The sequence below is a fragment of the Plantibacter sp. CFBP 8804 genome (assembly GCF_014841225.1).
GTDB lineage: Bacteria > Actinomycetota > Actinomycetes > Actinomycetales > Microbacteriaceae > Plantibacter > Plantibacter auratus.
Map to the genome: position 1 here is coordinate 1,043,886 of NZ_JACYTU010000001.1, position 12,657 is coordinate 1,056,542.

Sequence of the window (12,657 nt, forward strand, 5' to 3'; positions counted from 1 at the left end):
GCTGCTCAGCCGTCGGTGCGGGGAGCCGAGGCTCCTCGCGCCGAGAGTCGGGCGTCGCGGGTGCGCTGCAGCCGCTTGATCAGCATGGGGTCGTGGGCGAGGGCGGACGGCGAGTCGATGAGCGCGCCGAGCAGTTGATAGTACCGGGCCGGGGACAGGGCGAAGCGGTCGCGGATGGCGGCCTCCTTGGCCCCGACGTGCTGCATCCAGTGGGACTCGAACTCGAGGATCTCGAGCTCGCGCTGGTCGAGGCCTCCCGTCGGCGTCGACGCGTCGTCATCGGCAGGCGTGCGCGACGCTGGCTGCATGCTCATCTCCTGCCGATCGGTGCCGATGCGGCGACCGTGGAGTCATGCTCCGGTCCGCCGTCGTCCAAGTCTATTCAGCCGATGCCCGCCGGGCCGCATCCACCCCGGCGATGGCCGACGTTCACCGGGAAGGATCAGGCTCGGTGCAGTGTTATGGAATACGTCGGGAGCCGCATGCACGAGGCAGCCCCGCACGTAGGATGACCGAGACGAATGGAGCAGCATGACGTACGACGTGTCGAAGACCGATGAGCAGTGGCGCGAGGAACTCACGCCGGAGCAGTATCAGGTCCTCCGCGGAGCGGCGACCGAACGGGCCTGGACCGGTGAGCTCCTCGACGAGTCGCGCGCGGGCCTCTACACCTGTGCCGCCTGCAACGCCGAACTCTTCAAGAGCGGTACCAAGTTCGATTCCGGCTGTGGATGGCCGAGCTTCTACGAGTCCGTGAACCCCGAGGCGGTGCAGCTCATCGAGGACCGCACCCTCGGCATGGTGCGTACCGAGGTCCGGTGCGCCAACTGCGGCTCGCACCTCGGCCACGTGTTCGACGACGGCTTCGGGACGCCCACCGGCGACCGCTACTGCATGAACTCGATCGCGCTCAACTTCGCCGCGGCCGACACCGCCGAGCCGACGGAGTGACCGAACCGGTCGAGCGTCCAGTCCTCGCCGCCGTCGCCGGGCGCCGTTCGTGGTCCAAGGTCACCGACGTCGCTCCGAGTGACGCGGAACTCCTCGAGGTCCTCGGGGCGGCCGGTCGAGTGGCCGACCACAGTGCCCTGCGTCCGTGGCGGGTCATCACCCTCCGCGGCGACGACCGGGTGAAGCTCGGCCGGGCGCTCGCGAAGGCGGAGGGCGACTCGAAGCCCTCGACGAAGCCGCTCCGCGCGCCCCTGTTGCTCGCGGTCGTCGTCAGCGTGAAGAAGTCGAAGGTGCCCGCCTGGGAGCAGGAGGCGGTCGCGGCCGGAGTGGCCCACATGGTCAGCCTCCTGCTCGACGACGCCGGGTGGGGCGTGTTCTGGCGCACGGGCGGCGCCACTCGCGCCAAAGCGGTCCGGAAGGCACACGGTCTGAAGAAGGGCGAGGAGCTCCTCGGCTGGTTGTACGTCGGAGGGAAGCCGGGTAACGCTCGCACAGGGCGCCGCAAGACGATCAACGCGAAGGCGCACCTCAGCTCCATGCCCTGAGGACGGAGTCGCTCACGGCATCCGACGGCTCGACTCAGTCGGCGGTTGACGATGCCGTGGGACGACGCCTGAACCGCGCCGATGCGATCGCCACGGCGGCGAACGCGAGGAGTGTCCCGATGACCGTCGCGACATGCACGCCGCCGTCGTCGGTGGGCAGGAGCACGTCGAGGGCGAGCGCACTCAGGGTCTGACCGGCCACCGTGCCGAGGCCGAGGATGAGCACGCCCGTGTGCTGCACGAGGAACGCCGCCACGGCGATGAACACGCATCCGATCGGGCCGCCGAGGTAGAGCCACCACTCCCCCGGGAGCGGTCCGGGCGGCGCCACGATGACCGCGTGGAGCACGGCGGCGATGACCAGCACGACCGTTCCCACGATGAAGTTGATGAACGTGGCGGCGAGCGTGCTCTGCGCCCGCATCTTGACCCGTCCGTTGACCGCCTGCTGCCAGCCGATTCCGATGCCGGCGAGGAGCGGGAGGACGAGCAGTCCGAGTGGGATGCTCCCGCCGAGCTCGCCCGAGACCGCGACGCCGACTGCGACGAGGGCGACGACCGCCCCGAGGACGCGCTGGACGCTGAACCCGACGACACCTCCCGGGCCGAAACCGATCCGGTCGAGCACGAGTCCGCTCGCCGTCTGGCCGGCGACGACCGCGACCGTGAAGAGGGCGACGCCGAGCGTGGCGGCGGTGAGCCCCTGCGAGAGCACGAGGAACGCGCCGGCACACCCACCGAGCACCGTCCACCAGGGCATCTCCCTGCGTCGGACGGCACCGGCCACCGTGGAGAGACCGCGACGACCGGTACGGGACAGCGCCAGTCCGACGGTGAGGATGATCAACCCGCCGCCGAACGAGATCGCAGCTGCGGTGAACCCATCGCCGAGTCGCGCGCCGAGCTCGCCGTTCAACCGGGCCTGCACCGCGATGAAGGCACCGCTGACGACGGCGATGAGGAGCGCGAGCGGCGCTGGGACACGGGTCACGGGAGGGTTCCTTCCAATGAGGAACCGCCCACTCAGCAGGCTGAGCGGGCGGTTCTCGGCTGGAGCCGACGACGGGACTTGAACCCGTAACCTACGCTTTACAAGAGCGTTGCGCTACCAATTGCGCCACGTCGGCCGACAGGGGCTGGCCCCGGTCCCGTCCATCCTACGATGACGGCGGATCAGCCGTTGGTCACGGGCGACTCGCTGGCACCCGGCGTCGGCGTTCCGGTGGAGTAGCTCTCGCTCGAGACGGCGAGGACGAAGGCCGCGAACTGCTCGGCATCGGTGAGCGAACCCGTGTACTGCTTGCCGTTCACCAGGATGGTCGGCGTCCCCTCGACCTTGGCGACGTCGGTGCCGGGCAGCGGGCCGCTGCGCGCACGGTCGGTCGAGTCCTTCACCCACGACTTGTAGGTGCCGTCGTCGATGCAGGCGTTGATCTTCTTCTCGCCGCCGGAGATGACGCCCTTGGCGATCGACTTCAGCTCGGCGTCGGTCAGGCCCTCGGTGTTCTCCTTGGGCTGGTTCTCGAACAGTGCGGTATTGAAGGAGAAGAAGTCGTTCGGCGAGTACTCCGCGACACAGGCCGCCGCGTTCGAGGCGCGCAGCGAGTACTGCGTCCCGAGCGAGAGGTTGCTCAGCGTTGCGAGGGGGTGGACCGTGTAGGTCGCGGCGCCGGCCTCGAGCCAGCCCTTGACCTGCTCGGCGTTCGTGGTCTCGAACTGACCGCAGTAGGGGCAGAGGAAGTCCTGGTAGACGGAGATCTCGACGCCGTCGGCGGCCGGGGTCTCGGTGGCTGCCGGAGTCTCGGCCGGGGCAGGCTCCGCGGGCGCGGCCGGATTGGTCGCGCTCGGCGTCGGTGTAGACGCACCGGCCGGGGCTCCGACCAGCTGCAAGCCGGCGGAGACGGTGAAGCCGTCGTTCTTCGCCGCGGTCGGGACCGGTCCGGCGGGCTTGATCGACGTCACGATGATGACCGCCACCACCGCCACGATCGCGAGCGCGCCGAGCACGATGCCGCCCTGGAGCAGCACCCGGTTGCGGCGGTCGCGGCGCTTCTGCTGCTCGCGCAGCACCCGCGCCTTCTCGCGAGCCGCGTCGCGGCGTTCGTTCTTGGTCGGTCGGTTCTGCGATCCAGCGCCAGACATTGATCCTCGTTTCGGGGGGCTCGCGCTGCGGAGACGAGGCAGCGCCAAACAGAGTAATCGTAGACCTGCCGCCTGGGAGAGGCCCAAACCAGGCCGAGAGCCGGCTGTGCGTCCACCGAGAGATCCGCTGTCCTCTGGACCTTCCATTCACAGGTGGTCGTGGCATACTGGAACGGCGAACCGGCCATCGATGACGGGTTCGCGTCCATTCACAACGGATCGTCCGGCACGTACCTGCCGGTGAAGGAGAACAACCATGGCGTCTGTGACGTTCGACAACGCAACCCGTTTCTACCCGGGTGGCACCCGCCCCGCGGTCGACAAGCTGAACCTCGAGGTCGCCGACGGCGAATTCCTCGTCCTCGTCGGCCCGTCCGGCTGCGGCAAGTCCACCTCCCTCCGCATGCTCGCCGGCCTCGAAGAGGTCAACGACGGCCACATCTTCATCGGCGACCGCGACGTCACCGACGTGCCGCCGAAGGACCGCGACATCGCGATGGTGTTCCAGAACTACGCGCTCTACCCGCACATGACCGTCGCCGAGAACATGGGCTTCGCGCTCAAGATCGCCGGTGTCGGCAAGGAAGAGCGTGCCACCCGCGTGCTCGAGGCCGCCAAGCTCCTCGACCTCGAGGACTACCTGACCCGCAAGCCGAAGGCGCTCTCCGGTGGTCAGCGTCAGCGCGTCGCGATGGGCCGAGCCATCGTCCGTCAGCCTCAGGTGTTCCTCATGGACGAGCCGCTGTCGAACCTCGACGCCAAGCTCCGCGTCCAGACCCGCACCCAGATCGCGTCGCTGCAGCGTCGTCTCGGCGTCACCACCGTCTACGTCACCCACGACCAGACCGAGGCGCTCACCATGGGCGACCGCATCGCGGTCCTCAAGGACGGCATCCTGCAGCAGGTCGGCACCCCGCGCGACCTTTACGAGAAGCCGAACAACGTCTTCGTCGCCGGCTTCATCGGCAGCCCGGCCATGAACCTGTTCGAGGGTGAGATCGCCGACGGCGGCATCAAGCTCGGCGGCTTCATCATCCCGGTCGAGCGCGAGATCACCGACGCCGCTCCGTCGAAGAACGTCACGGTCGGCGTGCGCCCCGAGGACATCACCGTGTCCAGCAACTCGGGCTCCGGCATCGAGGTGACCGTCGACCTCGTCGAGGAGCTCGGCGCCGACGGCTACCTCTACGGCCACACCGAGGTCTCCGGCAAGCGCACCGACATCGTCGCCCGCGTCGACGGTCGCAACCACGCGCACATCGGCGACACGGTGTTCCTCGCTCCGACGCCGCACCACGTGCACGCGTTCGACTCGGCATCGGGTGAGCGTCTGGGCAACAAGCCGGTCGTGTCCTCCTCGATCTAGTTTCCCGCCGACGATGGTCGAGCGGTCGGTCTCCGATCGCTCGGCCATCGTCGTTTTCGCTTGTCCAGTCTCAGCACGACGATCACCGAGGAGCGCTCCGCACCATGTCCGGCGCATTGAACATCACCGCTGCCACCGTCGACCCGGCGCTGCTCGACCTCCCCTGGGAGCTCCCCCTCGAGAACTGGCCGAATGAGGCCATCGCCTCGCTCCCGAAGGGTATCTCGCGCCACCTGGTCCGGTTCGCGAACCTGTCCGGCTATGTCATCGCCGTCAAGGAGACGACCGCGGAGATGGCGAAGGGCGAGTACGACATGCTGCGCACCCTGCAGCGGCTCGACATCCCCTGCGTCGACCCGCTCGCGGTCATCACGAACCGGAGCGACCGCAAGGGCCGTGAGCTGCCGAGCGTGCTCGTGACACGGCACCTGAAGTTCTCACTCCCCTACCGCGCGCTCTTCCAGGGCACCCTCCGGCCCGATACGGCGACCCGCCTCGTCGACGCCCTCGCCGTCCTCCTCGTCCGCCTGCACATCGTCGGCTTCTTCTGGGGCGACGTGTCGCTGTCGAACACGCTCTTCCGGCGCGACGCCGGCGCCTTCGCGGCCTACCTCGTCGACGCCGAGACGGGCAAGCTCTACGAGGGCGGCCTGTCGAACGGGCAGCGGGAGAACGACCTCGAGATCGCCCGGGTGAACATCGCCGGCGAGCTCCTCGATCTCGAGGCCGGCGGACGCGCCGACGCCGAACTCGACCCCGTCACCGTGAGCAACGGCATCGTCGCCGCCTACCGGTCCCTCTGGAAGGAGCTCACGGGCTCCGAGTCCTTCGACGCGTCTGAGCGCTGGCGCATCACCGAGCGCGTCCACCGTCTAAACGAACTCGGCTTCGACATCGAGGAACTCGCGATCAAGACGACCGACGAGGGCTCGACCGTGCGGATCCAGCCGAAGGTCGTCGACGCCGGGCATCACCAGCGCCGCCTCCTGCGGCTCACCGGCCTCGACGCCGGCGAGAACCAGGCGAGGCGCCTGCTCAACGACCTCGACGCCTACTCAGCCTCGTTCGGGAAGGACGGGTTCGACGAGGAGATGGCGGCGCACGAGTGGCTCATCCGCGTGTTCGAACCGGTGGTGAAGGCGATCCCCCGCGAACTCCGCGGCAAGCTCGAGCCCGCCGAGATCTTCCACCAGCTCCTGGAGCACCGCTGGTTCCTCGCGCAGAACGAGGGTCGCGACATCCCTCTGGCGGAAGCCGTCGGTTCCTACGTGAACACCGTCCTGCGCCACCGCCGCGACGAGGCGACCATGATCGTGCCACCGACCGAGGCGATCAGCATCCCCGCCGCCATGACCGGACCGGTCGACTGGCGAGACCTCGTCTGATCGGGTCCGTCACCTCGCCTGACGACAGACAGGCCCTCGGAACGGAGATCCGTTCCGAGGGCCTGTCCTCGTTCGTGCGCCGCGAGCGCCGGTCGCCTATTCGGCGTTCCGGCGACGCGCGATCTCGTACAGCGTCACGCTGGCCGCGATCCCGGCGTTGAGCGATTCGGTCGAGGCCGAGATCGGGATCGACACGACCGCGTCGCAGGTCTCGGTGACGAGGCGGGACAGGCCCTTGCCCTCGCTGCCGACGACCACGAGGATCGGCTGGTCGGCGAGTTCGAGCCCGGGAAGGGAGACGTCGCCGTCGCCGTCGAGACCGATCACGAAGACGCCGCGCTCCTTGAACGCCTTGAGCGTCTGAGTGAGGTTGGCGGCCATCGCGACCGGCGTCCGAGCCGCCGCGCCTGCCGAGGTCTTCCACGCGGAGGCGGTGAGGCCCACGCTCCGGCGCTGCGGCAGGATCACGCCGTGACCACCGAAGGCTGCGGTCGATCGGATGATCGCACCCAGGTTCCGGGGGTCGGTGATGCCGTCGAGGGCGATGAACAGCGGGTTCTCGCCACGGGCGATGACCTGGTCGAGCAACTCCATGGGGTGCGCGTACTCGTAGGGCGGCACCTTGATGGCGAGGCCCTGGTGCACGCCGTCGAACCCGGCCATCCGGTCGAGCTCCGGACGCATGACCTCGAGCACCGGGATCCCGCGCCGGGTGGCGATGCTGAGCGCCTCCTTCACCCGGTCGTCCATCTCGATGCGGGTCGCGACGTACAGCGTGGTGGCGGGGATCTTCGCGCGGAGCGCTTCGAGGACGGAGTTGCGGCCGGTGACGACCTCGGACTCGTCGCTCGACTTCTGCTTGGTCCGGCCGTTCGTGGACGGGCGTCCGTTCTGGCCGGCCGCCTGCTTCGGCTTACCGGTGCCACCGGAGGCCGCGTAGCGCTCCTGCGCAGCCTTCCGCTTGCCGGCCGGGTGCCAGGCGCGGTCCTCGGCCTTGGGGGTCGGTCCACGACCCTCGAGCGCCTTGCGGCCGAGGCCACCGGTGCCCTTGGTGGGACCCTTCTTCGCTTTCTTCGGCCCGGTCGGGCGGGAAGGCTTACTTGCCACTGATACTCCAATGTGCTCCGGACGGGGTGTCTTCGATGGTGATCCCAGCCGCTGTGAGTTCGTCGCGGATCCGGTCGGCCGCTGCGAAGTCCTTGGCGACCCTGGCGTCCGCGCGATCGACGAGCAGACGCTCGACGAGTGCGGACAGGGATCGGTGAGTGACGGGGTCGGTGCCCGACGACCACGAGGGGTCGGTCGGGTCGATGCCGAGCACCCGGGTCATGTCGAGGACGGCGACCGCACGCTCGCGGGCTGTCGCCAGGTCGTCGCCGCCATCGAGGGCGGCGTTGCCGACGCGCACGGCGTCATGCAACACGGCGAGCGCGCGGGGGATGTTCAGGTCGTCGTCCATCGCCTCGACGAAGGCGGCCGGAAGCGTCGCTCGACTGGCGGCCGTGCCCGTCTCGGTGAGCAGGTCGGCGCGGGCGGCGCGATCGAGGAAGCCCTCGATTCGTCCGAGTGCGGCTTCGGCCTCGGCGAGTGCGCCCGGATGGAATTCAAGCGTCGATCGGTACTGCGCTGCACCGAGGTAGTACCGGACGACGAGCGGCCGGGCTGCTGCCAGGAGGTCGGCGGCGTAGACGGAGTTGCCGAGGGACTTCGACATCTTCTGCCCGCCCGTGACGGCGACCAGCCCGTTGTGCAGCCAGTACCGCGCGAAGGGGTCGCCGGCTGCGCTCGACTGGGCGAGCTCGTTCTCGTGGTGGGGGAACCGGAGGTCGAGTCCGCCGCCGTGGATGTCGAACTCCTCACCGAGGTACTTGGTCGACATCGCCGAGCACTCGATGTGCCAGCCGGGCCGTCCCTCGCCCCACGGAGACATCCAACTCGCCGAGCGCGGCTCCCCAGGCTTGGTGCCCTTCCAGAGCGCGAAGTCGCGGGGATCCCGCTTGCCGCGCGGGTCGGCGTCGGTCGCGGCCTCCATGTGCTCGGCGCTCTGCCGGGTGAGTTCGCCGTAGCGGCTCCATGAGGCGGTGTCGAAGTAGACGTCGCCGGAGTCGTCGGGAGCCGGGTACGCGTGCCCGGCGTCGATGAGCCGCTCGATGAGCTCTTGCATCTCGGGGATGCTCGCCGTCGCGCGGGGCTCGTAGCTCGGGGGCAGGATACCCAGGGCACCGTAGGCGGCGGTGAACTCGAGTTCGTACCGGTAGGCGAGCGCCCACCACTCCTCGCCGGGCTGGGCGAACCCGCCCTCGACGCCGGCGGCGGCGTTCGCGAGGATCTTGTCGTCGATGTCGGTGACATTGCGGACGAGTGTGACGCGGACCCCGGAGGCCGTCAGCCAGCGACGCAGCTGGTCGTAGACGAGCGCGCTGCGCAGGTGTCCGATGTGCGGAGAGGACTGCACGGTCGGTCCGCAGACGTACAGCCCCGCCTCGGCTTCGCGGAGCGGCACGAAGTCCCGGAGGGACTGCGTTTTCGAATCGTAGAGTCGGAGGGCCACGAGACCAGACTAGCCGCCGTCGTCCGGGCATGATGGTCCCATGACCACGGGACGCGACGACCAGCAGGTTCTCCGCGCGCGACTCGCGGCCCAGCTCCTCGACGGAGCCGATCACCGCTCCCCCACGGGTGTCGTCTCGCGGCTGCTCGCGATCCAGGCCCAAGACCTCGCTTCGTCGCTGTGGGCGGTCGGCGTCAGGTCGACCGGCACCACGATGGACGAGGTGCTCGCGGCGCTCGAGGACGGCTCGATCGTCCGGTCCTGGCCGATGCGCGGCACCCTGCATCTCGTCGCCGCAGAGGACCTCGGGTGGCTGCTCGGACTCGGTGTCCCGCGGGTCCGCTCGACGATCGCGGCCAGACACCGTCAACTCGAGCTCGACGCTGAGACCTTCTCGCGCTCCCGCGCGCTCACCGAGGGACTGCTCAGCGGGCATCGGCGCGTGACGAGGGATGAGCTGTTGACGGCCCACACCGACGCCGGGATCCCGATCGACGGTCAACGAGGCTCACACCTCATCATGGAACTCGCGATGTCGGGTGTGGTCTGCTGGGGACCTCCCGCCGGGAGACAGCAGGCACTCGTCCTGACTGAGGAGTGGATCCGTGCACCGCGGGTGCTCGAGGCGGACGAGGCGCTCGGCGAGTTCATCGTCCGCTATCTCACCGGCCACGGCCCGTCGACGATCGCCGACCTCACGTGGTGGTCGAAGCTCACCGTCGCCCAGGCGAAACGCGGCGTCGAGGTGGCCGCCGGTCGGCTGTTCTCCGAATCGCGCGACGGGGTCACGCGCTGGTCGACCGCCGAGGGCATCGAACCGCCATCTGCTCCACGACCACCGCGGGTGCTCGCGCTTCCCGGATTCGACGAGCTGCTCCTCGGCTACCGCGACCGCGAGCTGACGCTCCCGGCGGCGTTCGCGGACCGCATCGTGCCCGGCGCGAACGGCATCTTCCTCCCGATGATCGCCGTCGACGGGCGCGTCGTCGGCACCTGGCGCCGACGGACAAGTGCGACCGGCGTCGTCGTCACCCCGACGCCGTTCCAACCGCTGTCGCAGCGGGTGCAGGCCAGGTTCCGACGAGCCGCTGGTGAATACGGCCGGTTCCTCGGACTCAATGCGTCGGTCGACGAGGCGACGTCCACCGACTGAGGGTCGAACCGTCAGCGGCGCTCGATCAGGGCGGTGGCGATGGCTGTGACACCCTCGCCACGGCCGGTGAACCCGAGCGCATCGGTGGTCGTCGCCGCGATGCTGACCGGCCCGTGGACCAGTGCGCTCAGCACGCCCTCCGCCTCCGTCCGACGCGGCGCGAACCGAGGGCGGTTGCCGACGAGCTGCACCGCGACGTTGACGACGACGAAGCCCGCGGCGTGCAGTCGGTCAACAGCTGCCCGCAGGAAGACCTCGCCGCTCGCCCCCGCGAACCGGGGGTCGTCCGTGCCGAACATGGAGCCGATGTCGCCGAGGCCGGCAGCGGACAGCAGGGCGTCGACGATGGCATGGGCGACCGCATCCCCGTCGCTGTGTCCGGCCAGCGGCCGTTCCCCCGGCCACCTGAGGCCGGCGAGGCTCAGCTCGCCGTCGTCGGCGAAGGCGTGGACGTCGATGCCGATGCCGGTCCTGATCGAGGAGGTCGGCCGTGCGCCCACCTCCTGCTGCTGATCCCGGTCCCGGTCCGCCAGGAGTCGCTCCGCACGCTGGGCGTCCCACGGGGTCGTGATCTTGAACGCCGCCTCCGACCCGTCGACGGTGAGGACGGGGTGTCCGGCGTCCGCGTAGAGTGCCGCGTCGTCGGTGGCCGCCGCGAGGCGGTCCTCGGCGACGCGAAAGGCCGCGACGAGGGCATCACGCGGGAACGCCTGCGGTGTCTGGACGGCTCTGAGGGCGGCCCGATCCACGGTCTGCTCGACGAGGGCGCTCGCATCGACCCGTTTGATCGTGTCGGTCACCGGAAGCCCCGGTACGACCCCCCACCCCGTCCGCGCGGCGGCGTCGATCACCCGTTCGAACTGTTCGGTCGGGGTGAGTGCCCGTGCGGCGTCGTGGACGAGTACCGTCCGCACTCCCGGCCACAGGGCGGCGAGTCCGGCGAGGACGGAGGACTGTCTCGTGTCGCCTCCGACGACGACGCGGAGGTGGTCGGCCGCCTTCCCCGCGGCGCGACGACCGATCGTCTCCGCCTCACCGACGCGATCGGCGGGGACGACGACGACGACCTGGACCGCGTCCCGCAGGCGGAAGACCGGGGCGAGCGCGTGTTCGAGCACGGTACTGCCGTCGAGCGACACGAACGCCTTGGGGATCCCGGCACCGAGGCGCGTCCCACTACCCGCCGCCACGATGATCACGCCGACCGCCGGGCCGTCCAGGGATGGATCGGCGATAGCACCCGGTTCGTCGATGGCAGTCATGCCACGAGCCTACTTCTCGGGCGACACGTCCGAACGAACGCTCGGCTCAGGAGGCGAGGACCTCGTCGAGGACCGACGACGCCCGCTCCTCGTCGGTCTGCTCCGCCAGCGCCAGTTCGGAGACCAGGATCTGGCGAGCCTTCGCGAGCATCCGCTTCTCTCCAGCGGAGAGGCCTCGGTCCTGGTCGCGACGCCACAGGTCGCGGACCACCTCGGAGACCTTGATGACGTCGCCCGAGGCCAGCTTCTCGAGGTTCGCCTTGTAGCGGCGGGACCAGTTCGTCGGCTCCTCGGTGAACGGCGCACGGAGCACGTCGAACACGCGGTCGACGCCCTCGCGCCCGATGACGTCGCGTACCCCGACCAGGTCGACGTTCTCAGCCGGGACCTCGATCACGAGGTCGCCCTGGGTGACGCGGAGCTTCAGGTAGAGCTTCTCCTCGCCCTTGATGATCCGGGTCTTCACCTCGGTGATGGTCGCGGCGCCATGGTGCGGGTAGACGACGGTCTCGCCAACTTCGAAGATCATGGGTCTCGGTCCCTTCAGCGTCTCCCAGAATACCACGGCACCCCTGATCAGAGCCGGGTACCGGGTGCCCAGCGAACCGGGTGGTGCACCGGCCGATCACGGGTCCACGACCCGGCCACACCCCTTCGCAGCCGTGGGCTAGACTCGAATCCGGATCCCGGGACACCTGTCACTCGTCTGCGCCCGGGGCCACCACATCTTGGAGGGTTCTGTGAAGGCGCGTCTCATCGCTTCCATCGTCGTCGCGGGTGCTGTCGCACTCGGCATGAGCGGTTGCAACCTCATCGCGCCGCAGGCGACCCTGAAGCAGTACGACGCCTCGGACGGCGTCGGTGTCACCGTCGGCTCGGTGGCTGTCCGGAACGCCATCGTCGTCTCCGACGACGGCGAGACCGGCAACCTCGTCTTCAGCGTCGCGAACCGCGACGATCGCGCCCACACGGTGCTGATCGAGATCGAGGGCAAGGACGAGCAGTTCCAGGTCCTCGCGGAGCCCGGCCTGACGACGTTCGACGGCTCGGGAGCGAACGACCCGCTGCGCATCGAGTCCCTCGGTGTCCAGCCTGGAGCCATCCTGGACGTCTTCTTCCAGTACGGCGACGAGACGGGCGCCACGGCGAGCGTCCCGGTCCTCACCGGCCAGCTGCTCGAGTACTCCACGCTCGTCCCGACGCCGCTGCCGACGGATGAGCCCACCGAGACGCCGACGCCGCTCGCGACGCCCACCACGGAGCCGACCGAATAGCGCTCCGTCGCCCCACACGACCGAACGC

13 protein-coding genes and 1 tRNA gene are annotated in these 12,657 nt (G+C 69.4%); 6 read left to right on the top strand and 8 right to left on the bottom strand.

The features are described from left to right. Positions 1 to 5: 5 nt before the first annotated feature. Entirely contained in the window at positions 6 to 308 is a 303-nt protein-coding gene (locus IFU11_RS04895) for a DUF3263 domain-containing protein (protein WP_086474690.1), read from the bottom strand. A 223-nt stretch (positions 309 to 531) separates the two neighbouring features. Here IFU11_RS04895 and msrB point away from each other — a divergent pair, with 223 nt between their 5' ends. Together msrB and IFU11_RS04905 are read left to right on the top strand one after the other, a co-directional pair. Continuing rightward, on the top strand, positions 532 to 951 hold the full coding sequence (gene msrB, locus IFU11_RS04900) for a peptide-methionine (R)-S-oxide reductase MsrB (protein ID WP_085510334.1): 420 nt from the start codon (positions 532 to 534) through the stop codon (positions 949 to 951). Next, entirely contained in the window at positions 948 to 1,496 is a 549-nt protein-coding gene (locus IFU11_RS04905) for a nitroreductase family protein (protein ID WP_085510333.1), read from the top strand. Before msrB ends, IFU11_RS04905 begins: the two co-directional genes overlap by 4 nt. Before the next feature lie 34 nt (positions 1,497 to 1,530). Here IFU11_RS04905 and IFU11_RS04910 read toward each other — a convergent pair whose 3' ends face one another. The 3 genes from IFU11_RS04910 to IFU11_RS04920 all read right to left on the bottom strand — a co-directional run bounded on the left by IFU11_RS04910 (position 1,531) and on the right by IFU11_RS04920 (position 3,638). Beyond that, complete coding sequence (locus IFU11_RS04910) at positions 1,531 to 2,487, bottom strand: DMT family transporter (RefSeq protein ID WP_229940440.1); 957 nt, start codon at positions 2,485 to 2,487, stop codon at positions 1,531 to 1,533. Between the two features lie 60 nt (positions 2,488 to 2,547). After that, a tRNA-Thr gene (locus IFU11_RS04915) sits at positions 2,548 to 2,623 on the bottom strand. 46 nt (positions 2,624 to 2,669) lie between these two features. Next, positions 2,670 to 3,638, bottom strand: coding sequence for a DsbA family protein (locus tag IFU11_RS04920; RefSeq protein WP_192018291.1), 969 nt, complete (start codon positions 3,636 to 3,638; stop codon positions 2,670 to 2,672). 256 nt (positions 3,639 to 3,894) lie between these two features. Here IFU11_RS04920 and IFU11_RS04925 point away from each other — a divergent pair, with 256 nt between their 5' ends. Both IFU11_RS04925 and IFU11_RS04930 read left to right on the top strand, forming a co-directional pair. Beyond that, positions 3,895 to 5,004 carry an ABC transporter ATP-binding protein gene (locus IFU11_RS04925; RefSeq protein ID WP_056007742.1) on the top strand — a complete coding sequence of 370 codons (1,110 nt, stop codon included), beginning with the start codon at positions 3,895 to 3,897 and terminating at the stop codon, positions 5,002 to 5,004. A 104-nt stretch (positions 5,005 to 5,108) separates the two neighbouring features. After that, positions 5,109 to 6,389 carry a DUF4032 domain-containing protein gene (locus tag IFU11_RS04930; protein ID WP_064296363.1) on the top strand — a complete coding sequence of 427 codons (1,281 nt, stop codon included), beginning with the start codon at positions 5,109 to 5,111 and terminating at the stop codon, positions 6,387 to 6,389. Positions 6,390 to 6,485: 96 nt separating this feature from the next. On the opposite strand, the gene rlmB is transcribed toward IFU11_RS04930, so the two are convergent. Further along, complete coding sequence (gene rlmB / locus IFU11_RS04935; RefSeq protein ID WP_085510329.1) at positions 6,486 to 7,496, bottom strand: 23S rRNA (guanosine(2251)-2'-O)-methyltransferase RlmB; 1,011 nt, start codon at positions 7,494 to 7,496, stop codon at positions 6,486 to 6,488. After that, entirely contained in the window at positions 7,486 to 8,940 is a 1,455-nt protein-coding gene (gene cysS / locus IFU11_RS04940) for a cysteine--tRNA ligase (protein ID WP_191940692.1), read from the bottom strand. Before cysS ends, rlmB begins: the two co-directional genes overlap by 11 nt. A gap of 40 nt (positions 8,941 to 8,980) precedes the next feature. Here cysS and IFU11_RS04945 point away from each other — a divergent pair, with 40 nt between their 5' ends. Beyond that, positions 8,981 to 10,093 (top strand): winged helix DNA-binding domain-containing protein, encoded by a 1,113-nt coding sequence (locus IFU11_RS04945; protein ID WP_192018292.1) that lies wholly within the window; start codon positions 8,981 to 8,983, stop codon positions 10,091 to 10,093. 11 nt (positions 10,094 to 10,104) lie between these two features. Here the strand turns inward: IFU11_RS04945 and ispD are convergent, their stop codons facing one another. Both ispD and IFU11_RS04955 read right to left on the bottom strand, forming a co-directional pair. Continuing rightward, entirely contained in the window at positions 10,105 to 11,355 is a 1,251-nt protein-coding gene (gene ispD / locus IFU11_RS04950; RefSeq protein WP_192018293.1) for a 2-C-methyl-D-erythritol 4-phosphate cytidylyltransferase, read from the bottom strand. Positions 11,356 to 11,401: 46 nt separating this feature from the next. Further along, the gene (locus IFU11_RS04955) at positions 11,402 to 11,884 is read right to left on the bottom strand and encodes a CarD family transcriptional regulator (RefSeq protein WP_137242096.1); all 483 of its coding nucleotides are present in this window, start codon (positions 11,882 to 11,884) and stop codon (positions 11,402 to 11,404) included. A 211-nt stretch (positions 11,885 to 12,095) separates the two neighbouring features. Here IFU11_RS04955 and IFU11_RS04960 point away from each other — a divergent pair, with 211 nt between their 5' ends. Further along, entirely contained in the window at positions 12,096 to 12,629 is a 534-nt protein-coding gene (locus tag IFU11_RS04960) for a hypothetical protein (protein ID WP_191940689.1), read from the top strand. Positions 12,630 to 12,657 lie beyond the last annotated feature (28 nt).

Excerpts from the sequence above, each read along its gene's own strand:
- IFU11_RS04925 (WP_056007742.1), top strand. The coding sequence starts at position 3,895 with ATGGCGTCTGTGACGTTCGACAACGCAACCCGTTTCTACCCGGGTGGC.
- IFU11_RS04945 (WP_192018292.1), top strand. The coding sequence starts at position 8,981 with ATGACCACGGGACGCGACGACCAGCAGGTTCTCCGCGCGCGACTCGCG.
- IFU11_RS04895 (WP_086474690.1), bottom strand. The coding sequence starts at position 308 with ATGCAGCCAGCGTCGCGCACGCCTGCCGATGACGACGCGTCGACGCCG.
- IFU11_RS04955 (WP_137242096.1), bottom strand. The coding sequence starts at position 11,884 with ATGATCTTCGAAGTTGGCGAGACCGTCGTCTACCCGCACCATGGCGCC.
- msrB (WP_085510334.1), top strand. The coding sequence starts at position 532 with ATGACGTACGACGTGTCGAAGACCGATGAGCAGTGGCGCGAGGAACTC.
- IFU11_RS04920 (WP_192018291.1), bottom strand. The coding sequence starts at position 3,638 with ATGTCTGGCGCTGGATCGCAGAACCGACCGACCAAGAACGAACGCCGC.
- IFU11_RS04930 (WP_064296363.1), top strand. The coding sequence starts at position 5,109 with ATGTCCGGCGCATTGAACATCACCGCTGCCACCGTCGACCCGGCGCTG.
- ispD (WP_192018293.1), bottom strand. The coding sequence starts at position 11,355 with ATGACTGCCATCGACGAACCGGGTGCTATCGCCGATCCATCCCTGGAC.